This window comes from Paenibacillus sp. FSL R5-0473, assembly GCF_038004565.1.
GTDB lineage: Bacteria > Bacillota > Bacilli > Paenibacillales > Paenibacillaceae > Paenibacillus > Paenibacillus amylolyticus.
In genome coordinates, this window is the sequence record NZ_JBBORL010000001.1 from 5,173,655 (window position 1) to 5,197,850 (window position 24,196).

The 24,196-nt window shown below is 47.8% G+C and carries 22 protein-coding genes; 5 read left to right on the plus strand and 17 right to left on the minus strand.

Going from position 1 to position 24,196, the window contains the following annotated elements; all coding sequences use genetic code 11:
* Positions 1 to 13: 13 nt before the first annotated feature.
* From queG to MKY28_RS22650, 3 genes are all read right to left on the minus strand, one after another.
* On the minus strand, positions 14 to 1,894 hold the full coding sequence (gene queG / locus MKY28_RS22640; protein ID WP_340937082.1) for a tRNA epoxyqueuosine(34) reductase QueG: 1,881 nt from the start codon (positions 1,892 to 1,894) through the stop codon (positions 14 to 16).
* Positions 1,895 to 2,066: 172 nt separating this feature from the next.
* On the minus strand, positions 2,067 to 2,651 hold the full coding sequence (lepB, locus tag MKY28_RS22645; protein WP_340937083.1) for a signal peptidase I: 585 nt from the start codon (positions 2,649 to 2,651) through the stop codon (positions 2,067 to 2,069).
* Positions 2,652 to 2,998: 347 nt separating this feature from the next.
* Positions 2,999 to 3,424 (minus strand): GNAT family N-acetyltransferase, encoded by a 426-nt coding sequence (locus MKY28_RS22650; RefSeq protein ID WP_017690782.1) that lies wholly within the window; start codon positions 3,422 to 3,424, stop codon positions 2,999 to 3,001.
* Between the two features lie 420 nt (positions 3,425 to 3,844).
* Between MKY28_RS22650 and MKY28_RS22655 the strand changes: the two genes are divergently transcribed.
* Entirely contained in the window at positions 3,845 to 4,456 is a 612-nt protein-coding gene (locus MKY28_RS22655) for a superoxide dismutase (protein ID WP_036614138.1), read from the plus strand.
* Positions 4,457 to 4,592: 136 nt separating this feature from the next.
* Here MKY28_RS22655 and MKY28_RS22660 read toward each other — a convergent pair whose 3' ends face one another.
* From MKY28_RS22660 to acpS, 6 genes are all read right to left on the minus strand, one after another.
* Complete coding sequence (locus tag MKY28_RS22660; RefSeq protein WP_340019170.1) at positions 4,593 to 6,314, minus strand: glycoside hydrolase family 3 protein; 1,722 nt, start codon at positions 6,312 to 6,314, stop codon at positions 4,593 to 4,595.
* Positions 6,307 to 7,656 (minus strand): MFS transporter, encoded by a 1,350-nt coding sequence (locus MKY28_RS22665; protein ID WP_340937084.1) that lies wholly within the window; start codon positions 7,654 to 7,656, stop codon positions 6,307 to 6,309. Before MKY28_RS22665 ends, MKY28_RS22660 begins: the two co-directional genes overlap by 8 nt.
* Before the next feature lie 15 nt (positions 7,657 to 7,671).
* A complete protein-coding gene (locus MKY28_RS22670; RefSeq protein WP_338707710.1) occupies positions 7,672 to 8,457 on the minus strand; it encodes a tyrosine-protein phosphatase in 786 nt (261 codons plus the stop codon).
* A 157-nt stretch (positions 8,458 to 8,614) separates the two neighbouring features.
* Complete coding sequence (locus MKY28_RS22675; RefSeq protein WP_340937085.1) at positions 8,615 to 9,271, minus strand: TetR/AcrR family transcriptional regulator; 657 nt, start codon at positions 9,269 to 9,271, stop codon at positions 8,615 to 8,617.
* A 235-nt stretch (positions 9,272 to 9,506) separates the two neighbouring features.
* Entirely contained in the window at positions 9,507 to 10,871 is a 1,365-nt protein-coding gene (mutY, locus tag MKY28_RS22680) for an A/G-specific adenine glycosylase (protein WP_338707708.1), read from the minus strand.
* Positions 10,872 to 10,900: 29 nt separating this feature from the next.
* Complete coding sequence (gene acpS / locus MKY28_RS22685; protein WP_036614140.1) at positions 10,901 to 11,299, minus strand: holo-ACP synthase; 399 nt, start codon at positions 11,297 to 11,299, stop codon at positions 10,901 to 10,903.
* Positions 11,300 to 11,549: 250 nt separating this feature from the next.
* On the opposite strand from acpS, the gene MKY28_RS22690 reads away from it, so the two are divergent.
* Positions 11,550 to 12,365, plus strand: coding sequence for an alpha/beta hydrolase family protein (locus MKY28_RS22690; protein ID WP_340937086.1), 816 nt, complete (start codon positions 11,550 to 11,552; stop codon positions 12,363 to 12,365).
* A 126-nt stretch (positions 12,366 to 12,491) separates the two neighbouring features.
* Here MKY28_RS22690 and nadE read toward each other — a convergent pair whose 3' ends face one another.
* The 3 genes from nadE to MKY28_RS22705 form a co-directional block, all read right to left on the minus strand.
* Complete coding sequence (gene nadE, locus MKY28_RS22695; protein WP_017690787.1) at positions 12,492 to 13,301, minus strand: ammonia-dependent NAD(+) synthetase; 810 nt, start codon at positions 13,299 to 13,301, stop codon at positions 12,492 to 12,494.
* A 139-nt stretch (positions 13,302 to 13,440) separates the two neighbouring features.
* Positions 13,441 to 13,875, minus strand: coding sequence for a BrxA/BrxB family bacilliredoxin (locus tag MKY28_RS22700; protein ID WP_017690788.1), 435 nt, complete (start codon positions 13,873 to 13,875; stop codon positions 13,441 to 13,443).
* A 222-nt stretch (positions 13,876 to 14,097) separates the two neighbouring features.
* Positions 14,098 to 15,774 (minus strand): two-component system sensor histidine kinase NtrB, encoded by a 1,677-nt coding sequence (locus MKY28_RS22705; protein ID WP_340937087.1) that lies wholly within the window; start codon positions 15,772 to 15,774, stop codon positions 14,098 to 14,100.
* A 213-nt stretch (positions 15,775 to 15,987) separates the two neighbouring features.
* Here MKY28_RS22705 and MKY28_RS22710 point away from each other — a divergent pair, with 213 nt between their 5' ends.
* Positions 15,988 to 17,256: a BaiN/RdsA family NAD(P)/FAD-dependent oxidoreductase gene (locus tag MKY28_RS22710; protein WP_036668236.1), complete on the plus strand. Its 1,269-nt coding sequence runs from the start codon at positions 15,988 to 15,990 to the stop codon at positions 17,254 to 17,256.
* 143 nt (positions 17,257 to 17,399) lie between these two features.
* On the opposite strand, the gene MKY28_RS22715 is transcribed toward MKY28_RS22710, so the two are convergent.
* The 3 genes from MKY28_RS22715 to MKY28_RS22725 all read right to left on the minus strand — a co-directional run bounded on the left by MKY28_RS22715 (position 17,400) and on the right by MKY28_RS22725 (position 19,896).
* A complete protein-coding gene (locus MKY28_RS22715; RefSeq protein WP_127550857.1) occupies positions 17,400 to 17,783 on the minus strand; it encodes a hypothetical protein in 384 nt (127 codons plus the stop codon).
* Positions 17,784 to 17,895: 112 nt separating this feature from the next.
* On the minus strand, positions 17,896 to 19,143 hold the full coding sequence (locus MKY28_RS22720) for an ABC transporter permease (protein WP_340019165.1): 1,248 nt from the start codon (positions 19,141 to 19,143) through the stop codon (positions 17,896 to 17,898).
* Between the two features lie 21 nt (positions 19,144 to 19,164).
* The gene (locus tag MKY28_RS22725; RefSeq protein ID WP_340019164.1) at positions 19,165 to 19,896 is read right to left on the minus strand and encodes an ABC transporter ATP-binding protein; all 732 of its coding nucleotides are present in this window, start codon (positions 19,894 to 19,896) and stop codon (positions 19,165 to 19,167) included.
* A 186-nt stretch (positions 19,897 to 20,082) separates the two neighbouring features.
* On the opposite strand from MKY28_RS22725, the gene MKY28_RS22730 reads away from it, so the two are divergent.
* The gene (locus MKY28_RS22730) at positions 20,083 to 20,376 is read left to right on the plus strand and encodes an AbrB/MazE/SpoVT family DNA-binding domain-containing protein (protein WP_340019163.1); all 294 of its coding nucleotides are present in this window, start codon (positions 20,083 to 20,085) and stop codon (positions 20,374 to 20,376) included.
* Between the two features lies 1 nt (position 20,377).
* Positions 20,378 to 20,770, plus strand: a complete 393-nt coding sequence (locus MKY28_RS22735; protein WP_076329864.1) for a type II toxin-antitoxin system death-on-curing family toxin — start codon at positions 20,378 to 20,380, stop codon at positions 20,768 to 20,770.
* 80 nt (positions 20,771 to 20,850) lie between these two features.
* Here MKY28_RS22735 and MKY28_RS22740 read toward each other — a convergent pair whose 3' ends face one another.
* A complete protein-coding gene (locus MKY28_RS22740) occupies positions 20,851 to 22,791 on the minus strand; it encodes a hypothetical protein (RefSeq protein ID WP_340937088.1) in 1,941 nt (646 codons plus the stop codon).
* A gap of 49 nt (positions 22,792 to 22,840) precedes the next feature.
* Entirely contained in the window at positions 22,841 to 24,190 is a 1,350-nt protein-coding gene (locus MKY28_RS22745; RefSeq protein ID WP_340937089.1) for a hypothetical protein, read from the minus strand.
* Positions 24,191 to 24,196: the final 6 nt, after the last annotated feature.

Sequence of the window (24,196 nt, forward strand, 5' to 3'; positions counted from 1 at the left end):
ACGTCCCCCGCTCTTACGATAGCTGCTCCAATGCGAGCAATTGCTCCTTGGTTTGCAGACCGCCTACATAACCCACCAGGGTACCGTCTTTACCACTGATACGGTGACAGGGAATAATAATCGGAATCGGATTCTTGCTAATGGCGTCCAGAACTGCACGAACAGCCTTGGGTCTGCCGATGATTTCCGCAACCTGTTGGTGTGATGAGGCCTCTCCATAAGATATATCGGACAGAACTTGCCATACTTGTAGCTGGAATGGTGTTCCAAGCCGATCAAGCTGCAAGTCGAACGTTTTTCTCTCCCCTGCAAAATACTCCTTTAACTGCTTTGCAGCTTCGCTGAGCTTCTCTTCATTCTTCTCATATCGATACTCGCCAATCCAGATGCGGGCCCATTGTTGCAGATGAGCTTCGCGTACGTGAAAGGCGCCAAAATCGATGTGACACAACCCTTCATCCGTCGCGCATAACGTAAGAGTACCAATCGGTGTCAGTACCTCATCGTAGTATACGGGCTTGCCATGAAGACCTGTAACGGCTGAAGGTTTCCACGCTGCGGCTTCCGGTTTGTCAGGCTGTGCAGACTGCTCACTACCCGGTTCAATCCCAGCTTCCATTTTCAAATCCTGTTGTAACGCACGTAAGGAATTTTTCTCATTGTTCTGTTCCTCTGGCTGCTTCTCACTCACTTGCCCAGCCTGTGGCTGTTTGGGTAAGGTCTCGGACGAACTCAGTCGCTCCTCGGCCTTCTGCAGCATGCTTAGTACGTTCCCATCTTGTTCGTTAGCGGCAGCTTCCCCAATTGCTCTCATGGCGTCTTCTCCTCCAATTCTGCTTAACGCCCAGGCTGCAGTTCCCCGCAACTCGGGGCGCGGATCACGTTTTAATACTTCTGTAAGTTTGGGTACAGCACTTTTGTCTTTGAAATTGCCCAGGGCAATAACGGCGTTGCGTTGAATCGGTTTTTTACCCCGCCAAGCGGCGGAACTCTGACCGAAACGTTCCTTGAATTCCCGGTTACCGATGTCCAGCAGCGGCAGCAGGAGTGGCTTCACAATCTCCGGATCGGGGTGAAACTCGGGATGGTGATCCCAGTTCTTGCCCCGGTTCTTCGGACAGACAATCTGACACGTGTCACAACCGTACAGACGGTTGCCTATTTTCAGCATAAATTCTTCATCCACGAACCCTTTTGTCTGGGTTACAAAAGAAATACAGCGCTGTGCATTCAACTGTCCCGGCCCCACCAATGCTCCTGTAGGACAGGCATCAATACATTTTGTACATTCACCGCAGTCCTCGGTCACAGGTGTGTCTGGTTGAAAAGGAATATTTGTCACCAGTTCTCCGAGAAAAATCCATGAACCAAATTTGGGTGATATAATGGCACAGTTTTTGGCGCTAAAACCAATCCCCGCACGCTGGGACACCGCACGATCCACCAATGCTCCGGTGTCTACCATGCTTTCGATCATGGCTTCAGGTACGCGTTCCTTTATAAAATTGACCAACTTGTCCATCGCTGCACGCAGGACCTGATGATAATCCTGACCCCAAGCCGAACGGGCAAAAATGCCTCGATACGCACCAGGCTCCGATTTCGGCGGATTCACCATTTTGGATGGGTATGCCACGGCTATTGCAATAAGTGAAGCGGGCTCGCCATCTTTTAAGGCGGGGTGCACCCTTTTTTCAATATCCGGCTCTTCAAAACCTGAAGCATACCCTTTATCCCGCGACTGCTCCAGCAGCGACTTCAGGGAAACAAAGGGATCAGCCGAAGCAAAACCGATATCATCAATGCCCAGTCCGGGGCCAGCTGCCTTGATCTCCTGTTTTAACTTCTCCCATACGGAGGCATCCTGTGCTGCCCCGGTCTGTACGCTCGTCATTTCTCTTCCCTCTCTTCTTCCGACACTTATTCCGTAAATAGTGAACGCCCGCCTCACGGTAAGAGGACAGGCGTTAATTTCTATATATGCCTTACATACTTGAATTCAAACGGAACCAACTCTATATGGTTTAACGCAAAATGCAGTCTGAAGTTGTTGTCCTGTAATAATTTTACAATTTCTTCAATTCAGAAAACGGCCAGAAAATAAATTCAGCCTTGCCTACAATCTGGTCGGATGTAATACTGCCAAACACTCGGCTATCCTTACTTTTGCCTTCATGACGATTATCCCCCATCACGAAGAAATGATCCGGCTCCAAGGTGATTGGGCCAAAATCTGGGTCCTGCACCTCAATATCGGTGTACGTTTCCGCTTGTTGCTCGCCGTTCACATATAGATGGTGATCCCTAACTTCAATTGTATCTCCCGGAAGTCCAACGATCCGTTTCACCAGAAAATCCTTCTTCTCCACACCTTCGCTTGGATCACGAAGTACAATCACATCTGATCGGGAAGGATTACCCAGATGGTATACGATTTTGTTGACGAAAAGGCGATCTCGCTCAACCAGTGTCGGCTGCATGGACTGTCCCTTGACCATTGACAGATTAAACACAAACAGGTTCAGCAGCATCATAATTACAAAAGCAACAACAATCGTTTTGACCCAGTCCCACAGCTCGACAACCCAGAATTTCCCCGGTTGTTCAGGCTTTGACGGTTCATTACGTTGCTCGGAAGTCACATGTTCCATTGAATGATTATTGGAATTCAAAGGGACACCTCATTTATTAAATAGTTGAATTAAACTTGTAACATGGTAACCATACTCCCTTTCAGTCTACTTCATTTGGGAGAGTGAAACAATTGGTTATGAGCACCAATACCTTGGTTATCGTGAATACAGCCGGGATAGTCAGGGTGATTTAAATAGAATTCAGGGACTCCGAAGCATGTTCAGAAAATGAGGAAACCAGAGGAATATGACGTGAAGAACACTCATATAAATAGAAAGGCACATCCCTCACGTTCTTACACGTTAAAGAGATATGCCTAATATGAAATGAAAATCTTTTTTTTATTTCTTTTTAAACATGCAAACTAAGCTTTGGACAAAATACTAAGAGTCTGGAAAGCGCTCATAATCTGATTGGCACCGTAACCCATTGCTTCATATAGAGGCATGGCTACTTTGTTGTGCTCATCACCCGCCACCCATACTTGGCTGACTTTACGCTGCTGGAACCGCTGTTCCATAGCCTCGACAAGTGTTTTGCCGACTCCACGGCGACGATAGTCTGGATGTACCGCAATACGGTAGATACAACCCTGGTTGTGATCAATCGTACCGATCAAAGCGCCTACGAGGTCTCCCTCTTCTTCCGCAACCATGATCAGGTCAGAATCCCATGACAATTGACGGGCAAACGGGCCCATCGTGTTCTCATAACACTCTTCCGATAGTGCAACCTGGAGAAGCTCCGTCATCTGGCTTGCATCACTCAACTGAAAGGAACGAACGTGCATGTCTTAAATCTCCCTTTTCGTTAGCTTAGATGAGGTTTTTTACAAAAAGGGAATCCCTTTTTACCAAAAACCCAATGTTCATATAATGACAAAAAACGAGAAAATACCGCTTCTTCGTCAATTAAACCATACTTTTCTCCATAAAACACGCATTTTCTTTTGAAAGCGCTTAATTGTAACCGTTTACATACGAATATTAAACTTTTAATCTATTTAAACGCCTGAAAACACATAAATAGTTGCATAAAGGGTAAAATATGTTTGTTATCTCTGGCCCATCATTAGATCAACGCCTCGGGGGACTTAATAAACAAAAATGTTGCTTAATTAGCTCGAATGCGGTTTAATATTAGTGGCAAGGGTATTATTACATATGTACCTGTTTTCAAAAAAACCTAAAATCTCAGGAGGTATTTCATTATGACTTTTCAATTACCAGCACTTCCTTACGCTAACGACGCACTGGAACCACATATCGATGCAAAAACGATGGAAATCCACCACGATCGCCATCACAATACTTATGTAACTAACTTGAACGCAGCTCTGGAAAGCGCTCCTGAACTGCAAGAAAAAAGCTTGGAAGATCTGATTGCTAACCTTGACAGCGTACCTGAAGGCATCCGCACAGCGGTTCGCAACAATGGTGGTGGACATGCTAACCACAGCCTGTTCTGGGAAATCATCGGACCTAACGGCGGCGGCGCTCCTACAGGCGATATCGCAGCAGCTATCGATAGCGAACTGGGTGGCTTTGATAAATTCAAAGAAGATTTCGCTAAAGCAGCTACAACTCGCTTCGGTTCCGGCTGGGCTTGGCTCGTAGTTGGTAAAGATGGCAAGTTGTCCATCACTAGCACACCTAACCAAGACAGCCCTCTCTTCGAAGGTCTGACTCCGGTTCTGGGTCTGGATGTATGGGAGCACGCTTACTACCTGAACTACCAAAACAAACGTCCTGACTACATCGCCGCTTTCTGGAATGTAATCAACTGGGATGAAGTGAACAAACGTTACGCTTCTGCAAAATAAGACGTTTTCACCGCAATTTTGAACAAACCATTAAGGATCTGAAATAAATCGCCCCCTCAACATTCATTATTCTCCTGCCTGGATGAATAACCAATGTTTAAGGGGGCTTTTTTGGGTGATATCCTCTTCAGCAGAATTAAAGGCGGGCGTCCCAGCTTCCGCAATACGGGTCCACCGGACTGATGCCTTCAAAAGGGGTTTCCCCTATCAGCTTACTTACAACGGCTCGTACCGTATCCTCGCTGGCTGAGTATGCATTAATAAATACCTTTGCTCGTGGAACATCATATAAATGATACGGGTTCGCAAAGGATACAAACACCGTTGGCAGTTCTTGGATAAACCATGGCAGATTCTCAATGAAGGGTTCAGACCACTCTAGCCGAATCGAAGGTTTGAGGCTAGAGCTTGGCATATTCAAGGCGTAGATTACAAGATCGGTGCGTTGACGAACTGCCTCCACACTTTCCATGAACGCCGCATGTTGCTGCCGTCCCGGTTCGAATAATGTCACCTCAAATCCCTGCTCTCTAAGATGCTTCGTCATTGTATCCGCGATTGTTGAAGAATAGAAGCCCTCATTTTTCAATAGGGAACTGTTCGATTCAACTGGGACGAGTAACACACGCTTCGTAGAGATAGGGTGGAGTGGCAGTATAGCGTCTATATCCTTCACCAGTGTAACCGCTTTGTCTGCCGCCTCCTTCGCCCACTCCCGATGCTCTGCGCATCCAATAACGGATAATGCACCCTTATGCGGGACGAGCGCTTCACGGGGCTGCTTATGAAGACCAAGCGAGGCTTTCAAAGCTAGAATTCGTGTCACCGCCTCATCCAATCTCTCCAACGTTAACTGTCCCGATTGAATGCCCTGGTACATATAACCTATATCTTCCCTGACATCTCGTGTAAACAAAAACATGTCACAGCCCGCTGCAATACATTGCGGAACCGCCTGTTCTCTCGGTAATGCCATCGTAAATCCGGCCATCATTGTTGAATCGGATACAATTAGGCCTTGGAAGCCAAGCTGTTCCCGGAGCAAACCTACCAATAGTTCCCTGGATAGGGTTGCTGGCATAATCTCTTCATCGCGCAGCTTGGGATTCAGCTTTTTTGAATAGGCGGGAAGACGAATATGACCAGCCATAACCGTCTTGGCCCCCTCTTCAATCAAACCCTTGTATACCTGCCCAAAGGTTGTATCCCATTCCTCTATGGTAAGGGTGTTTACCGATGTCAGCAGATGTTGGTCCCGACCATCAACCCCATCCCCTGGAAAGTGCTTCACCGAAGCTGCAAGCCCATGAGCCTGCAACGATTCAGTATACGCCTGAGACATGACAAGTACCGTATCGGCGTTTGAACCGAAGGTGCGGGTGTTCGTGACCGGGTTGCGGAAGTTCAAGTCAATATCAACCACAGGAGCAAAGGACCAATTACAGCCTACAGCCTTGCCTTCGCGGGCCGCAATCATGCCGAGACGCCGCGCCATCTCCGGTTCACCCGTCGCTGCTACCTGCATGTTATTAGCAAATACAGTGCCGTCTATGGCAATTCCGCCCCCTCCGTTTTCCAGATTGGCTGCAAGCAGCAGCGGAATCGTTGACCGTTCCTGAAGATAACGATGGACATCCGCAATGGACTCCTTGTCTTCTGGACGAAACATGAATCCCCCCGGCTGTATATCCTCCAGGAAACGATCCAGCATGTCTCTGTGCCCAGATATTCCGTGCATGCAAAATAACTGTCCTACCTTCGCCTCAAGGGTCATCTCTCCAAGTGTACCCTCCACCCATTGAATATCCCCTTCGTCCAAGTAAAAAGGATTGCCTCGTAAAAGGTTATAATTAAGCACCAATGACGCCTCCTTCTCCCTCATCAAACCGGGATTTGTCTGCCGCTGTCCGGCGCAATTTAATATCAATCAATATCTGGTCATAGAAAGGCTCCGTCAGCTTGTATTTCAGGAAAGGCAAAGCGGCAAGAATCATAAGAACACCGGGAATTACACTGAAAAACAAGCCGATTGAGGTCACCGTACCGGGAGACTGTGCCTGATTTGGAACATAACCTGTCATAGCCAAAGCAAATGCTCCAAGGGACCCGCCCATTGCATCGGCAAACTTGGATCTAAATGTATTTGTCGAGAAAATGGTAGCCTCTGCCCGGTCTCCTGTCCTCCACTCGCCATACTCCACCGTGTCAGCAAGCATGGATGACATGGCAATTAGTGACATACCAATCATCAATGTTCCAAGGATGGACCATACGAATAGCATCGTCACTCCATGCCCAAACAAAAACAGCAAAATATATGACAGACCAAATCCGATGTTTCCGACAACTGCCGTATTACGCTTACCTATTTTCTTCATCACTACGATAGAGAGGAAGGCACCTGCCAAGATAGGCACAATGCTAACCGCTGTATAAAGGGCGATTAAGTTCTCCTTATGAAGAACGTATTTGAAATAGTAGATCGAAAAGGCACTGCGTAGGTTCATGGTCATATCAACAATAAAGAGGGATAGTAACAGCATAAGCAGGGGTACATTGCTGCGCAATAAGGTCCATGCAGCAGCAATTTTGAAAGTTTCTTTCCTAGGAGTATGAATTTTTTCCTTAACCGTGAAAAAGGTCAACCACATGCACAGCATACATACCCCACTAAAAAGAAGGGCAGGAACAGTCCATGATCCCGTTGCCTTCACCAGCGGAATCGTTAAAGCACTGGAAACTATTGCACCAATAATCGCCATAATGCGTGGAACGACAACAACCTTGGTTCGTTGCCGAGGATCGTCGGTAATTACGGCGGTCATGGACCAATAGGGCACATCGAGAAAGGTATACGCTATGCTCCATACGGCATAAGTAACAAAGGCATAGATCAGCTTGCCGTGGTCGCTCAGATTAGGTTGCATGAACAAAAACAGCGTCAGCACCGTCAAAACTACCGGAGTAAACAGCAGATAGGGTCTGAACTTCCCCCATCGTGTATGAGTATTATCCATAAAAATGCCAAACAACGGGTCAGCAAATGCATCAATTACCCTTACAACTAATAACAATACACCGGCGGAAGCAGCCGCAATGCCCAAATAATCCGTATAAAACATTAACAAGTAGCTGACCGTGAGTGTATAGAGCATATTTTGGCCAAGGCTTCCCATCCCGAAAGAAATGGCCGTCTTCATGGATACCTTCATCGCTTATTCGCCTGCCTCTTGTTCGATTAGATACCAGGCTTGCAGTTGTTCACGCTCTAAATCGCTGACCCCTAGACCTTCCAGCAAATAATTGTCCGTAGAACCGTATACCCGAACTATTTCATCAATGGCAGCCCTTAAATATTCAGGCTTAATTCCCATGAAGCTTTGAATGAGGGATACATGCTCGGGGTTCTGTACTACTTCCTTGATTTGATCTATCCATTTTCGGTTAGCTTCTTGCCGATATTGAGACGACTTCATATAATCTTCCATAATCGTCTCGAGAGGAGCATCAAGGAGTAGGAGAATGATAGCCGAAGCGAAGCCAGTGCGATCTTTGCCTGCCGTACAATGCCAAAGTACCGGACGCCCCCCGGACTGAAGGATTGTGCGAATAAGCAAACGATATGCTTGTTTCGATTGTTCATCCGTTACGAATTGCTTATAAACTCCCAAGAGAGGGTCCTCTGTCAAGCGGTGATTCATTAGAGCAGGCAGAAGCTGATCCAGGCTCTGTACGGCAACAGCCCCGCCCAATGCCGGATTGCTGAACATCTCCACACCTTCGATCGGCGGGTTAGGATGCTGCTCCTGTTCTTCCTTTGAACGCAAATCACAGATAAAAGACAGCCCCAAATTTTGCAGATATCGTATATCCTCCAGGCTCAAATCAGAAATTTCGCCCGAACGATACAAATGGTTGGTCTTTACCACTTTTTTACCCTGATTCACAGGGTAACCGCCTAATTCTCTCAAATTAATACGATGCATTAGATCCTGATTCATATGTTTTAATAGGCTCCCTTCAAGTGGTTAACTAATAGTAATTATATATTAACAGGCAGTTAATACCCTTAATACTAAAGAGCTAATGTTAACTGCGTATTATCGTATTATTGATTATTTGTAAAAGAAAAATGGCATCCATTAAGGATGCCACCGATCATTGAAAACGTGAATTCGATTGTAAATAAGCAATAATCATCGCAGCCATCTCATGAAGCACCCGTTCTGGATCAACCTTCTGATCAAGGTGCAGCAACTCGCCCCGCAAAGCCATGCGCTGGAGGGTCGCATTCACAACATTACTGATCATTGCCGTAGCCACATCTACATCAATTTCTGGGCGAATGGAGCCGTCAAGCTGGCCCTCCTCCAGCCATTTGCTAAATGGGGCCTTGTCCTGATGAAGATAGCTACGGTATCTTTGCTCAAGCTCTGGCGTCGAATAATTATCCTTATAGCGTGTATCAAAAACGGCGATAAATTGATTGCGCTGCTTGTGTTCTTCAAAATGCAGCAGTATGTAGTCAAACATTGCCTGAAATTTCATTAATCCATTTACCGTTGATGGAACGTGATCATTCATCGCAACCTTAAATTGCTCCAGAATGCGAATCTGGATCTCAAAAATAATCTCATCAATGGATTTAAAGTACTTATACAATGTTACCCGGCTAATGCCACACCGCTCCACAATGTCCTGGATGGTGACTTTTGAAAATTCCATCTCCATATAGACCGCTTCCGCAGCCGCTATGATCTCTTCCTTTCGTTTGCCGCGATGTTCATCCAACTGTTTTCTCCAGCTATCGTTCATGAATTCACAGCCCTCTCTCTCCATTCTAATTCATCCCGAGTCTGCCATCTGTTTGGCTTCCACCCTCGCCTCGATAATTGTACACTGTCTGTGACCAGCATATTAGAGAAAAGACGTGACTGGGTTGATCATAAATGGCGACCAAGACTCCAGCACACGTCTCATACTTACAAAAAGGAATATAAGGAACAGAATAAACTCAGATTCTCCATCCTGCTCGTTAGCCCCTTCCCATTCAGGGATTTATGTTGTCGTAGTTACCTGCAAAGTATTGACTGATTAGCTTCAGGAAGATATTCGGGAATGCCAGCTTGTCCATATCTTCCGGACCGATCCAGCGGTAGGTCAAGCCATCGCCTTTACCTGTCAGTGTCGGCGTGCTCAGCGCTAGGTCACTAACATCAGATGGTGCCAACATCTCTCCATCGTTAAGCGATGTTGAGATGTTCTGCGCATTAGGCGTGCCTGGCTCCGATGGATGCATTGTGTCTGACTCAGGTGACACAGCTGATAATGAGGCTGTGCCCTCCCTTGTTGCCGCCTGTGCATCGTAGGCGGCTCTGGCTTCCGCTGCGATCAGCGGAAGCTCACTGCTCTGGTCCTGCTCGGTACACTTGTACACCTGCAGGCTCCAGACAATGTGGCTGAACACATGCTCCGCATGGGTAGCCAGCCCTTCCGGGCGGGCAGCGAAGCCTTCCGCCCATAGACTGCCGGCCAGCAATGCCATGGCCGGCTCATCCGCCAGCGGCGCCGCCTTCTTGCTCGCTGCGGCGGGCGCCGCGAGCACATGCGGCAGCTCCCACATGCGGGCCAATAGGCCCGTGTCTGGGCGCTGGCGCACAAGCACTTGGCCGCGATGAGCACCGCGGCCCTCCACAATCGCGACCAGCCGCTGCTCAGGGCGCGGCGGCTTCGCCTTGGTCTTGACCGGCAGTGTAAGCTCTCTTCCGGCGATACGGCCGGAACATTGCTCCATGACCGGGCAAGTCAGGCAGTGCGGCGCTTTGGGTGTACACACCAGCGCGCCAAGCTCCATCAGCGCCTGATTGAAATCACGCGCCCGCCCTTCCGGAATGAGCTCTCCTGCGAGCTCTTCCATCAACACCCGGGTGCTGCCCTTCATAATGTCCTCATCGATGAGGAAGTATCGGGACAGTACCCGCATGACATTGCCATCTACCGCAGGTTGCGGCTGATTGAAGGCAATGCTGAGAATGGCCCCGGCAGTATACGGGCCCACCCCTTTTAATGCAAAGACAGCCGGCTTGTCCTGCGGCATCTCGCCTCCGTGCAGCTCCATGACTTGTCTCGCAGCTGCCTGAAGATTACGTGCACGGGAGTAATAACCGAGTCCCTCCCAATTTTTCAACACATCCTCTTCGGGTGCCTCCGCTAACGCTTGCACGGTCGGGAAATTTCCGATAAAACGATTGAAATACGGAATTACCGTATCTACCCGAGTCTGCTGAAGCATAATCTCCGATACCCATGTAAAATACGGATTGTTGTGGCGACGCCACGGCAAATCCCGTCGGTTGACCATATACCAGTCCAGCAAATTCACGCTGAAATGTTGTTTCTGTTCCTGTAAACCCATATTTCCGTCCTCTCCTATTGCCAAGCTAACTACTTTTCCATCTGTTCCACGATCGCAAAGGCCGCTGCCAATTCCGTCTGATGTGTAATACTCAAATGAATGTCATATTGCTTATCATATGGCAGCTGCAGACGTTCCCAGGCTTGACTGGACAGCGAGGCCACGGGACGTCCTGTCCCATCAGGCAGCACCTCAATGTCAGTGAAGCCCATGACACCACCAATACCGCAGCCAAATGCCTTAGACACCGCTTCTTTCGCTGCAAATCGACCGGATACAAACTCCGTCATCCGCTTCCCTCGACGAACCGCGATCTCCCGCTCTGCTGGCGTTAAAATTCGTTTTATGAAAGCTTCCGCATGGCGACCGGACAGCAGCTTCCGCATACGTCCAATCTCCAGCACATCATTGCCTATGCCATATATCATCAACGCTTCACCCGCTTAATCTTTTATACTGTAAGAGGTTATTCAAAAAGTCCCATCTTCTCGGTACTGAAAACCGCTCTTTTTGAACCTTCATTGTAAAAGATCTCCATTCAATCACATGATCCGTAACTCTCCGAACACGTATTCTATTGTAGCAGGAGGGACGATCAGAAGCGAGTACCTATCCGCATTACCATATATGCTAAAATATGAATCAGGAATCGTCTGAAATTCTTAGGAGGTCTGAATAATGCCCATAACTTTTGAATTGCCCACTGACGTAGATGCGATCATTCGCGGAGACTTTTTCCCTGCACAACAACCCGCTCAAGGTGTCATCATTCTGGCTCACGGATACAAAGGCTTCAAAGACTGGGGCATGTTCCCCTATGCAGCTGCACAGCTAAGCCAGACGCATCATGTGCTGACCTTTAATTTCTCTCACAACGGTATCGGCGAATATCTGGAGCAATTCTCTGAACTTGAAAAGTTCGCAGTGAATACCTACAGCAGGGAGCTTGCCGATCTGGCCCTGGTATTGGAACATGTGGCTACACAACCTGAACTCACTGGACTTCCTGTATACCTGGTTGGTCATAGCCGCGGTGCGGGCGTAAGTCTCGTCTATGCACTGGATCATCCCGAGCAGGTGGCAGGTGTCATCTCCTGGAATGGCGTAACCAATCTGGATCTCTTCACAGCGGAGCAAAAAGAAGAAATGCGTACGCATGGCCGCAGCCATGTCGTTAACGGACGAACAGGCCAGCAGATGCCACTGGACGTGGCTATTCCGGAAGACCTGGACAAGCATAGCGAACGTTACGCTATCATTGACCGCTTAGCTTCTTCACCTGTGCGAGTCGCACTCATTCAGGGAACAGAAGATCCACAGCGTCTGCGGGACGGTTCTGCCGCACTGGTTCAATCCCGCCCTGATATCCCATGGCACCAGATTCCAGAAGGGAACCACACCTTTAATACGGTACATCCATTTAAAGAAACCACTCCGCAACTGGAGCAAGCCATCACCCAAACCCTGCAACAGATCCAAGACTGGAATAGCTAACTCATCTTTAATATAGTAGTCACCTGGATTTTTGCGGTTTCTTGTTCCACATAACAAAAAGAGTCACTGCGTGAGCAGTGACTCTTTTTGCATTCCCTATATAAAGATCATGCTCATCCACCCGTATTAGATACCAGGAATGGCATTGCGTTTGTGATGTGTGCGCGTATAGAACGCTTCGAGGCGCTCTTGTGCAGCCGGATCAATCTGTTTGCCTTCGAGATAGTCGCTGTTCGCTTCATACGAAATTCCCAGCTCATCTTCGTCCGTCTGACCTTCCCATAGCCCTGCTGATGGTGCTTTGTCCAAAACAGCCTGTGGAACGTTCAGATATGCTGCCAACTGGCGTACCTGACGTTTGTTCAGAGTGCTCAGTGGTGTGATATCCACAGCACCGTCGCCCCATTTGGTATAGAAGCCTGTAATGGCTTCAGAAGCGTGATCCGTACCTACAACGAGCAAGTTCTCTTCAAACGAAAGCGCATATTGCATAACCATACGAGTTCTCGCTTTGACATTACCTTTGCCTTGGTGAGTCATATGACGTGGGCTACCCAAGGATTTGAAACCTTGCTCCACCTCCAGCGCAATCTCGTTAACTGCATCTTCGATATTGGTTTCCACGACATGCTTCAGATCGTATGCTTTGGCTACAGCGTAGCTGTGGTCGATATCGGATTGTTCACCATAAGGTTGGAACACACCAAGCGTTTTGTACTCTTGGTTGTTCTCTTGCGTAAGCTCGTCCGTCGCTTTTTTGCAAAGCGCCGTAGCCACTGCACTGTCAATACCGCCGCTGATCGCAATCAGCAAACCCTTGGCACCCGCATTTTTCACATACGTCTTCAGAAAATCAACACGCTTGCGTACTTCCTCTTCTTCATTAATGCTTGGTTTAACCTTCAATTCAGCGATGATCTGTTGTTGCAAACTCATCGTTCACACACCCCGTTTCTAAATGAATGAAATTTGATGTTCAGCTTGAAAGGTCCGAATGGTTCAATAACCTTATCTATCCAAAATGAAACGCCCCGGCATCGGTGATCCGAAGGGCGGGGCGTTCTATTGGAGCGAATTAACGGCAGTAACGGTCAAATGCACTTTTGAGATCAGCCGCAATATCCTCTGCAGAACGGTCTTCCACTTGATGACGCTCGATAAAGTGAACGAGTTCTCCGTCTTTCATCAGAGCGATGGACGGTGAAGATGGAGGATACGGAGCAAAGAATTCACGTGCTTTTGCAGTTGCTTCTTTGTCCTGACCAGCAAATACAGTGTACAGGTGGTCCGGTGTAATATCGTGCTGCAGTGCTTGGGACACACCTGGGCGACATTGACCTGCGGCACATCCGCATACAGAGTTAATGACAACCAGCGCTGTTCCTTTTGCATCAGGAAGACTTGCTTCCACTTCTTCAGGAGTACGCAACTCCTGGATTCCTAGACGAGTTAAATCATCCCGCATCGGTTGAACCATATCTTTCATGTATTGATCAAATGACATCGACATTCGGTTTCACTCCTTATAAATGGTTGTTCTATGATCTCGATAAAATTAAAGGCCAATAAACTCTCCAAAACAACGTTACATTCATATCGAACATTATGGATGTAATGATGTGCTATTCCTATTATACATCCATAAGCAATGAAAGCAAGATTCAGAAACCGCCTGCGGAAAGGCTTCTTCCATAATATTATGTCTCAATGTCTGGCAATATATGCTGAATGACTAACGTTCAAATGCCACTTTGAAGGTTGTGCCCTGGCCTTCCTCCGATTCCACAGTAATGGTTCCATTATGTCGTTCCACAATACTCAGGCACATGGACAATCCAAGTCCGGTTCCCTTGGCTTTTGTCGTATAGAAAGGTTCAAACAGCTTTTCCTTCTTCACTCTGGGTAGACCAGGTCCTGTGTCACGTACACACAGTTCCACCTTATCATCCACTATCCGTGTCTCCAGTGTAAGCACACCCTTCTCATTCATGGCTTCCATCCCGTTACGGGCCAGGTTCAACACCACCTGTTTGATTTCCTTAGAATTGAGATGCAGCTTTGGCACATTATGGGCCAACATGAGTTCTATACTCTGACCACGCAGGTTCGCATCCGCCCATAACAACGGACTGAGTTCATGGATGATATCGTGCAGCTGGGATTCTTCTTTCTCGGCAATACGATTCTGAGCCAAAGACAAGAAATCATTAATGATACTATTGGCCCGGTCCAGCTCTTCCAGAACGATCCGGTAATAGTGATCGAGGGAATCAGGACTCTTTTCCTGCATGAGTTGAAGAAAGCCACGTACAACCGCCATTGGATTACGCACCTCATGCGTAATGCTTGCAGCCATCTGCCCCACCAGACTGAGACGATCCACATTATCCAGTTCACTTCGCAACATCTCAAGCTCCGTGATATCCTGGATGATCAGCATGGCTCCTGTAACTTCTCTCGCAGACTCTGTTGAAAAGGCATAAATCGGTACGGTTCGGGATTGAAATACATGTGCACCGTAACGAACGGTCAACCCACTAATCTCACCATGAACGATAGCTCTGCGAATGCTTTTATCCATCTTGTCCGCCTGACCTTGTTCAACAAATTGACTGGCAGGCTGTCCAATGAGATCAGGCGTGGAGGTACAAGGTAGCTGCTCCCTTGCCGTTTGCTCCATCATCTCATTGACAAACATCACTGTGCCTTGTTTATCTACGGTGGCAATGGAGAGAGGCACTGCGTTCAGAATCTGATGAAGTTTCTCCGTTTCGGCTATGTATCGCTGGTGGACTTCCGAGAGATGCTGCTCCAGCCCGCGATAGTGCTTCATCCGTTCCAGCCATAGCAGACTCAGACTGCCCGCAACAATGGCTCCAGCGGTATATCCAAGTGCTGTAAGTATCATGTAGGTCGCAGAGTATGTGGATTCATTCTGGAGGGATGCGATCCATAACAGACTCGTTACAATCAGTTCCATTGTAATCAGGATGATGAGGATCGCCATTTTGCGTGAAGGTGTATTATGCTTGAATCGTTTGGCAGACAACCATACAATAGGATAGAGAAGAATGCCCGTATGAAGGAGAAATCCGTACAGATCATAGGGATGCGCAAAAAGAAAATAGAAGAGAATATGTAGAATGGACAGCGTTACGCCTATAGCGGACTTACAATACAAAATAACAAGTATTACAGGTACGATGCTTAGTGATATGGGTACGGCCACCGGGCTTGCATAGAGCGCAAACAGCAGACACAATAACATGCTCAGGGCACTTGTCACAGCAAAACTGGTATGAACAGTTCCGGCATGTTCCATTCTGGCAATAGCCCGCTTGGAGAGTACCAGGCGGAATAAGGGAATCAGAAATACCGCCGACCCTGCCAGCAGTACTTGTAAAAGCATGTCCTTTAACGCAACCACAATGCCATCTCCTCCTCTGCCTGCACATTCCCTCATGTATTTCTGATTAAAACATAGGCGACAGTATATTACAATATATCCCTTAAGACTGCGCAATAGAACTGCTCATAACTCCATTATATTTCAGAAAAAGCCAGGAGTAGACACATTTTTCGTAAAACAGACAAAATCAATGAAAAAAGAGGGTAATAACATATGTATGATGTCATTGTAATTGGTGGTGGATCTGCGGGCCTGATGGCTTGCGTTGCTGCTGCCGAGCATGGAGCCTCCGTGCTTCTGCTGGATAAAGGAGATCAACTGGGTCGTAAACTCGGCATCTCTGGCGGAGGTCGATGCAATGTAACCAATGCCAAGGAAACGGATGAACTCATCCGACATATTCCGGGTAATGGACGCTTTTTATATAGTTCGTTTCAGAATCTGGACAACCAGGGAATCATGCGTTTCTTCGAGAATCTCGGAATTGCCCTGAAAGAAGAAGACAACGGCAGAATGTTCCCTGTAACCGATAAAGCGAAAACAGTTGTGGATGCGCTGGTTGGCAAAATTGTCTCCCTCGGCGTTGAGATTCGCACCAAAGAACCGGTCAAGGAAATTATTCAGAATGGTCAGCAGATACAAGGTGTTAAATTGATATCCGGTAAAACCATTCTTGGGCGCTCTGTCATCATCGCTACCGGCGGCAAGTCCGTACCCCAAACGGGATCTACCGGAGATGGTTATCCTTGGGCTGAGGCTGCGGGTCACACGATAACGGAGTTATATCCGACCGAAGTGCCCATTGTGTCTGGAGAGAGTTGGATTCAGTCTAAAGAACTGCAAGGTTTGTCTTTAAGGGATATCGCTCTATCCGTAGTAGATGCCAAAGGAAAAACAGTCATCTCTCATCGCGGGGATATGATCTTCACGCATTTTGGCGTGTCAGGACCGGTTGCACTGCGCTGCAGCCAATTTATCCGCAAGGTTCAGATGAAGTCTGGAAACCCACAGGTCATTATGAGCATTGATCTGTTCCCGGAACTGTCCTTAGGTGCATTAGAAGCACAGGTGCAACAGGTATTGGAACAAGAGTCCCGCAAAGCTGTCAAAAATATTTTAAAAACATGGGTTCCTGAACGTATGATTCCCTTAATGATGAAACGGGCAGAGATCAGCGATGACCTCACGTTCCACCATTTCCCCAAAGGTATGTTAAGCAACTTGTGTGGGCTAATGAAAGCTTTTACCTTCCGTGCAGACGGAACAAGATCGCTCAAAGAAGCCTTTGTTACTGGGGGAGGAATCCACTTAAAGGAGATATACCCAAAAACAATGGAATCCAAGCTGCTGCCTGGACTATTCTTTTGCGGTGAAGTTTTGGATATTCACGGCTACACCGGAGGGTATAATATCACCGCTGCATTCTCCACGGGATATACGGCTGGCATGCATGCGGCTGAATATAAACACGTTACATCATAATAGTGTATTACACCTTTTAACCCGATAATGAATTAGCTCAGATGCCAAAAACCCCGATATCCACTATTGTGGACGATCGGGGTTTTTGGGCATTGTTCCATTTTAGAAAAATTGGCTCGAACTGCTCTTAGCTTGTGATGCTCCTATGCTTTCACACTGCCTGAGAATCCATCAGCCGAATCATCGTATGTTGGGTCATCGCTATAGTTATGTCTGCCTTGCTCCGTCTGGCTTCCCTGGTTTTGGCTCGCATAACCCTCATTCCAGTCTTCATTCACGAGATGAGCCGGAATCGATATATTCTGAAACTGATCCAGCTCTTCCGTTTGCGAGGCAAATACGGCACTTCCTCCATGAGATTGTACAATCTCTACGGCAGACTGAGGATCTTGGCGATCTGTAGGGATGTACAGTTCCAGCGGCCCGGACTGATACGGCTTATATCCCAACTCCTCCAAGGTTGCCCTGGCGGCATTCAACGCTGAATCGTCTGAGAAGTGCACCTGTAGTTCGCTATTATCCATCATCGTCTCTTCCTCCTTGCTACAGCTAATCTCTCATCATCCATAGATGAGATTCTTCTTCTATAGCATGGTCAGTTATAGCGCACGATATGCTCCGAATTAGAAAGGAATTCCTTTAGCCCCGGGTCAGCCGGACCCATCCGGCAATAGATAAGACACAGAGTCCGAAGGCCACCGCACCTGCAGCTGTCAGAATACCCACGATCCAGCCGAGCCAGGCCAACCCCAGCGTGAATCCCATAAGAATACCAATCGGGATGAACAACATCCGAACCATCATTGAACCTGCAAGATGCAGCGCCTCCGTGTCATACGTTATAAGCTGAACATAGTCGGACGTGGCAAAAACATCCCAGGAACGATAAAACATCACCGTCAACATGATGATTAATAACGCACACACAATGACATTGACCGGAAAAGGTGGTAATGCAACTGCTGCGATGGATAGTCCGCCAAGCTGCAGATACAATTTCATCGTGGCCGAGTTTCGGAAAAATGCCTTGAATGCAATCTCCGCTGTCCGATTCGCGATGGAACGATTACGTAACAGTTTACGCGGTTTACGGAAGATGATGGACCGTGTTCGTGGGGCTTTCGGCTTGCTCACCGCCCGGCTTAACATTAGAGCTGGAAGCTGCAGCCTGCTCCGCAGATCCTCCCGCACATCCCCTTCAAACGTTCCCTTCATCAATAGCCTCATCTGTCCAACTGTAATTAGAAGAAGCATGATAATTACGATTCCAAAACTGATTTTCCACGTCTGTCCATGCATCCATGATGTCGCATGAATGGTCATGTAACCCATGCCAATGACGAGAGGGATCATCTGAATCCAGCGTCGCCATCCTGTATATCGAACCTTTGTCATATGTAGTGTTATGACTTGGAATGAAGCTACTGCACCAAACCAGACAGCCATAAGTGCAATCTGGAGATTCGACATCTCATATACACGGGACCACAGGGGTGCGGTCAGCGCTGTAATCAGGATCATTTTGCCCAGATGTTGCAGACAGGACCGGTAGAGCCCTTGCCTCATTAACGTGCGCATCCACAACGGCCTTGATTTCAAAAACAATACATCCGCTTCCTCCACAAATATCAACACACCCCCGGTAAGCATAACGACGTCAATCAGCCCAGTCAGTACGGGGAGCGGTAATCCTGTCGCCCATGCAGGCAGTGATTTGGTCCACAGACTCGTGTACCATCCAATCAGATAGAGCAGACCCGGAACAAGCAGGTATACCCACACTGTCCAATCCACGACGAGTCTGAGATTTTTCATCTGTTCCTTGAAATGCTCTTTGCGTCTTCGTCTGTATAAACGAAGTGGGGTATAACGGTGGGAAGTTTCCATTCTCTCTCACCCTCTCTCTATCTAAGACGTCAGTACATCGAAACAGTCAAACAAAGAGGCTTCCGGCAATCCTGCCGCTTCACGGATCTCATCCAATGTTCCCTCGGCAGCCGATCTGCCCGAAGCAATCAGAATAAACCGGTCGCAGATTCGTTCAGCGGTATCCAGTACATGCGTAGACATAAGCACACCCGCGCCGCGGCGACGTTCATCATCAAGTAATTTTAGAAAATCCTTGGTTGCACGAGGGTCCAGTCCGATGAACGGCTCGTCCACAATATAGATATCCGGTGAAGACAGAAATCCGATCATCAGCATCATTTTCTGCCGCATGCCCTTTGAGAAACTGGCTGGAAGATCATTCCGAACATGGTCCATACCGAAACGAACCAACAGTTCCTCCGCTCGGGCAACAAAAGCTTCTTCCTCCATTTCATACGCCGCTGCCGCCAGATCAAGATGTTCCCATAAAGTCATATATTCATAAAAAACCGGTTGCTCCGGGATATAGGCATAACGACCATCTCCCCCAATCGTCACTTCATAGTTCGCATGTTCCAGCAGACCAAGAAGCGTTTTGATTGTGGTACTTTTGCCCGCACCATTGGGTCCGATAATACCTACCAGCTCTCCTCGCCCCACATTCATTCGAATATTGCGTATGGTCGATTGTCCCGGCTCGTATCCTGCCTCTGTAATATGTACGTCCAATATGGACTCCTGTACTTCCGTACTGTTATATTCCGTTCCCATATCATTCACTCCCTGTTCTGATCAGGCGTTTATTTCATTCTTTATGTTTTATTGTAATCGAGTTGCGGGTTGTATGTTTGATCATTTTGAAGCACAAACCATGTTATAATGTTATTACATACTAATATTAATACATACAAATGTATTACTTTCATAAGTTGGATCATACTATAGGAGGAATATATCATGAATGGTGGGGCTCAGATGAAAGAGGAGCATTCCAAAAAAAAAATTCTTTCTCGCAAAATAGGCAAAATGGGAAACAGCTTGGGCATTAGCTTGCCTAAGGTTTTAATTGATAAGCTCCATGTTTCTCAGGGCGATGAGATTGAATTTATTGAAAACAGTCAGGGAGAAATTGTACTAAAAAAGGTTAAACAAATGAAAATACCCGAAAATGTAAGACCCGAAGTACTGGAAGCCTTCTTCGACGTTTTCGAAGAAGATGAGGATATCCTTAATGATTTAAGGGATCGTTAAGATGACCATATTCCTTTCCATTGAAGAAGTAGTAGCCGCTCACCATTTTATGATGAAGAAGATGAATGATACAGCACAAGCTGGGATTAAGGATTCTGCTCTGTTGGATTCTGCGATAAATAGACCTCTCCAAAGTTTGTTTGGAGAGGATGCCTACCCTTCCATATTTGATAAAGCTACTGCCTTATTAGAGTCATTGGTTAAAAACCACTGTTTCTATAACGGAAATAAACGTACAGCTTATCTTGTAACCAAGTCCTTTCTGCGAGTGAATGGCTACCATTTGCAGATGGAACGTAAATATGCCGTAGAATTTATGGTCAACATTGCCGAAGGCAAGTATACATTTGAAAAGATAGTGCGCTTATTAGAAGAACATTCAGAAGAACGCTAACTCATATGTCGTAACAATGCAAAAAAAGAAGCAGGGGTTCCGGAGTCCCTGCTTCTTCATATTAAAGTGAAAATCTCATATTACCGATTTGTTTCCACCACGGAAGTAGTTTCACTCTCTGCATCCACGTTCAGACCGAGATCCAAGGCTCCACGGCTTTCGCTCGCGTAGTTGCTGTTTACGTTACGCTCACTGTCTTTCACGCTGTGGTTGCTTTCAGTTTGAGTCATCGTTGCACCCTCTCCTTCTGCTTTCGCGTTCAGACCCAGATCTAGTGCTCCACGGCTTTCACTCGCATAGCTACTGTTCGTGTTACGCTCGCCGTCTTTCACGCTGTTAGTGCGTTCAGATTGAGCCATCGTTGCACTCTCTCCTCCTGCTTTTGCGTTAAGATCTAGATCCAGTGCTCCACGGCTTTCGCTCGCATAGCTACTGTTCGTGTTACGCTCGCCGTCTTTCACGCTGTTAGTGCGTTCAGATTGAGCCATCGTTGCACTCTCTCCTTCTGCTTTTGCGTTAAGACCTAGATCCAGTGCTCCACGGCTTTCGTTCGCAGTGCTACTGTTTACGTTACGCTCACGGTCATTCACGTAACTGTTGCGTTCGGATTGAGCCATCGTTGCACTCTCTCCTTCGGCATTCACGTTCAGACCGAGACCCAGCGCTCCACGACTTTCGCTCGCATAGCTGCTGTTAGTGTTACGCTCGCTGTCTTTCACGCTGCTGTTGCGTTCGGATTGAGCCATTGTTGCACTCTCTCCTTCAGCTTTTGCGTTCAGACCCAGATCCAGCGCTCCACGGCTTTCGCTCGCATAGCTACTGTTCACATTACGCTCGCCGTCTTTCACGCTGTTAGTGCGTTCAGATTGAGCCATCGTTGCACTCTCTCCTTCTGCTTTTGCGTTAAGACCTAGATCCAGTGCTCCACGGCTTTCGTTCGCAGTGCTACTGTTTACGTTACGCTCACGGTCATTCACGTAACTGTTGCGTTCGGATTGAGCCATCGTTGCACTCTCTCCTTCGGCATTCACGTTCAGACCGAGACCCAGCGCTCCACGACTTTCGCTTGCATAGCTACTGTTCGTGTTACGCTCGCCGTCTTTCACGCTGTTAGTGCGTTCGGATTGAGCCATCGTTGCACTCTCTCCTTCTACTTTTGCGTTCAGACCCAGATCCAATGCGCCGCGGCTGTCGCTCGCATAGCTGCTGTTCGTGTTACGCTCACGGTCATTCACGCTGTTGTTGCGTTCGGATTGAGCCATCGTTGCACTCTCTCCTTCTGCTTTTGCGTTCAGACCCAGATCCAGTGCTCCACGACTTTCACTCGCATAGCTACTGTTCGTGTTACGCTCGCTGTCTTTCACGCTGTTAGTGCGTTCGGATTGAGTCCATGTTGCACTCTCTCCTTCTGCTTTTGCGTTCAGACCCAGATCCAGTGCGCCGCGGCTTTCGCTCGCGTAGCTACTGTTCGTGTTACGCTCGCTGTCTTTCACGCTGTTGCTGCGTTCAGATTGAGTCCATGTTGCACTCTCACCTTCGGCATTCACGTTCAGACCAAGACCCAGCGCTCCACGGCTTTCACTCGCGTAGCTGGTGTTCACGTTCCGATCATCGCCGCCTCGTGAATAGTCGCTCATCGTTGTACCTTCTCCCGACACATTGGCATTCAGGCCAAGGCCCAGCGTGCCAGAACTGTTACGCTCAGCAGTGTGATTGGAAGAACGATCATTGTATCGGTTTATGCTCTCTGAGGATAAGCCGGCATTAAGGCCAAGATCCAAATTCAATGCTCCAGTTGCACTGGATGAACCTCCGTAGCTACCATGGTTTCCGTAACCTGTGTCACGGTGTCCTGACAGAAGAGATCCCAGTTCCAGGCGCAAACCTGCATTTAGATCCAGATTGCCACTGCTGTTATTGCTATAGCTATCTGCGTAAGTTGCCTGCGAAGCTCCCAGCAATCCAGCTACCAACGTACCCGACAATACCGACAATTTTACCCAACGATTCACTTTTTTCATGATTATATACACTCCTTCTCGATTTTGGTTGAATTAACGCCATTGTTGCCTAAGAGAAAGAGGTATATTGCGGCGGCCGCCCCGGCGGTGCCTGTGACCATTGACTGAACCCATCGAGCCGTTCCATTCGGAAGGCAAAATCGTAATCTGGCGTAACCAGACCCGTTGTTGCTCCCGGAAGTGCAGCGGCTGGAGCGGTTGCTCCACCTCCAGTTACACCGGACGAACCGGAGCTTGTCCCGGCGGAAGCATTAGCTGCTCCGGGAGAAGTTACTGCAACAGACCAACTGGTTGGTCGTTCTGTGCGAGGCTGCAATGGAGATGTTGCATCGACATCATCTTGTTTCAGATCGGCTTCCTGGTTACTCTGCACTTGTTCAGTGACAGCTGGGTCAGCAGATGTCTCATCTACGAGGAATAACTCGTTATCGGGAAAACCTGCATTAACATCGGAATCCTGCGTCAGATCGGTTACTTCCACAGGCAATGCCTGCGGGACAACAGGTTGTTCTGGACGTACTTCTGGTTCCGAGGCGACTTCAATCACTTTGCCCGTAACCTGTACTGCGTCTTGTCCTTCCTCGTTGTTCTGAGATGAGACAGGATTTGCGAGCGCACTCGTATTGGAAGTTTCAACATTCGGTGTTTTGATGAGCGTCGGCTTTTCCGGAGTGACTACAGGCGGTTCCGGCTTCACACTTGGAATCTCCACCTTTTCCTGATCAGGATTGAGTTTAGCGGATACGTCTACAACTGGAACTTCTGCTTTCACAGAAGGCAACTGTACATATCCCTTACTCAGATCCACACGGGATGAAGAGATATTGACCGAAGTAACTTCAGGTACATCCACCTTCACGGAAGGCAATTCAACCTTACCCTGCCGAAGATCTGTTTTCACAGCAGACGTCTCTGCCTTGATCACATCGGGTACCTCTGCGGTAACGCCAGGCAAGGAAGCTGTACCTTCGTTGAGGTTCACCTGACTGCTTGATACATCGGCTTTGATCACCGGTGTATCCGCCTGTACAGACGGCAGTTCGACGGTTCCCTTCTTCGCATCAATCCCAATCTCTGATGTTCCGGCCGATCCAAGCGGTGTATCTACTTTCAGCTCAGATACACTCAGCTTACCTGTCGATTCATTCCCTTTGATCGAAGGAACTTCAACATCCAGCAGTGGTGTGGATACCGATACTGACGGAGTCAGGTTCAACCCGCCATCCGAATCACGTGAAAACAAACTGAGCGACAATCCGCTGGAAGGTTTTTCAGAAGATACCTGAGCCTCGTCTGCGTATACATGTGACGATCCAAACCCCAGCATCAAAGTCCCGGCAAGTATTGCCAGTGGTATGCTTCCAAGACGCACAATCGATTTTGGTAACTTTACATTCAAGTTGCT

Coding starts and splice junctions, on each gene's coding strand:
- MKY28_RS22655 (WP_036614138.1), top strand. CDS start 3,845: ATGACTTTTCAATTACCAGCACTTCCTTACGCTAACGACGCACTGGAA.
- lepB (WP_340937083.1), bottom strand. CDS start 2,651: ATGGAACATGTGACTTCCGAGCAACGTAATGAACCGTCAAAGCCTGAA.
- MKY28_RS22710 (WP_036668236.1), top strand. CDS start 15,988: ATGTATGATGTCATTGTAATTGGTGGTGGATCTGCGGGCCTGATGGCT.
- MKY28_RS22705 (WP_340937087.1), bottom strand. CDS start 15,774: ATGCTTTTACAAGTACTGCTGGCAGGGTCGGCGGTATTTCTGATTCCC.
- MKY28_RS22690 (WP_340937086.1), top strand. CDS start 11,550: ATGCCCATAACTTTTGAATTGCCCACTGACGTAGATGCGATCATTCGC.
- MKY28_RS22730 (WP_340019163.1), top strand. CDS start 20,083: ATGAATGGTGGGGCTCAGATGAAAGAGGAGCATTCCAAAAAAAAAATT.
- acpS (WP_036614140.1), bottom strand. CDS start 11,299: ATGATATATGGCATAGGCAATGATGTGCTGGAGATTGGACGTATGCGG.
- MKY28_RS22735 (WP_076329864.1), top strand. CDS start 20,378: ATGACCATATTCCTTTCCATTGAAGAAGTAGTAGCCGCTCACCATTTT.
- MKY28_RS22650 (WP_017690782.1), bottom strand. CDS start 3,424: ATGCACGTTCGTTCCTTTCAGTTGAGTGATGCAAGCCAGATGACGGAG.
- nadE (WP_017690787.1), bottom strand. CDS start 13,301: ATGAGTTTGCAACAACAGATCATCGCTGAATTGAAGGTTAAACCAAGC.
- MKY28_RS22740 (WP_340937088.1), bottom strand. CDS start 22,791: ATGAAAAAAGTGAATCGTTGGGTAAAATTGTCGGTATTGTCGGGTACG.
- queG (WP_340937082.1), bottom strand. CDS start 1,894: ATGACGAGCGTACAGACCGGGGCAGCACAGGATGCCTCCGTATGGGAG.
- MKY28_RS22665 (WP_340937084.1), bottom strand. CDS start 7,656: ATGAAGACGGCCATTTCTTTCGGGATGGGAAGCCTTGGCCAAAATATG.
- MKY28_RS22700 (WP_017690788.1), bottom strand. CDS start 13,875: ATGTCGATGTCATTTGATCAATACATGAAAGATATGGTTCAACCGATG.
- MKY28_RS22720 (WP_340019165.1), bottom strand. CDS start 19,143: ATGGAAACTTCCCACCGTTATACCCCACTTCGTTTATACAGACGAAGA.
- MKY28_RS22675 (WP_340937085.1), bottom strand. CDS start 9,271: ATGAACGATAGCTGGAGAAAACAGTTGGATGAACATCGCGGCAAACGA.
- MKY28_RS22670 (WP_338707710.1), bottom strand. CDS start 8,457: ATGAATCAGGATCTAATGCATCGTATTAATTTGAGAGAATTAGGCGGT.
- mutY (WP_338707708.1), bottom strand. CDS start 10,871: ATGGGTTTACAGGAACAGAAACAACATTTCAGCGTGAATTTGCTGGAC.
- MKY28_RS22725 (WP_340019164.1), bottom strand. CDS start 19,896: ATGGGAACGGAATATAACAGTACGGAAGTACAGGAGTCCATATTGGAC.
- MKY28_RS22715 (WP_127550857.1), bottom strand. CDS start 17,783: ATGATGGATAATAGCGAACTACAGGTGCACTTCTCAGACGATTCAGCG.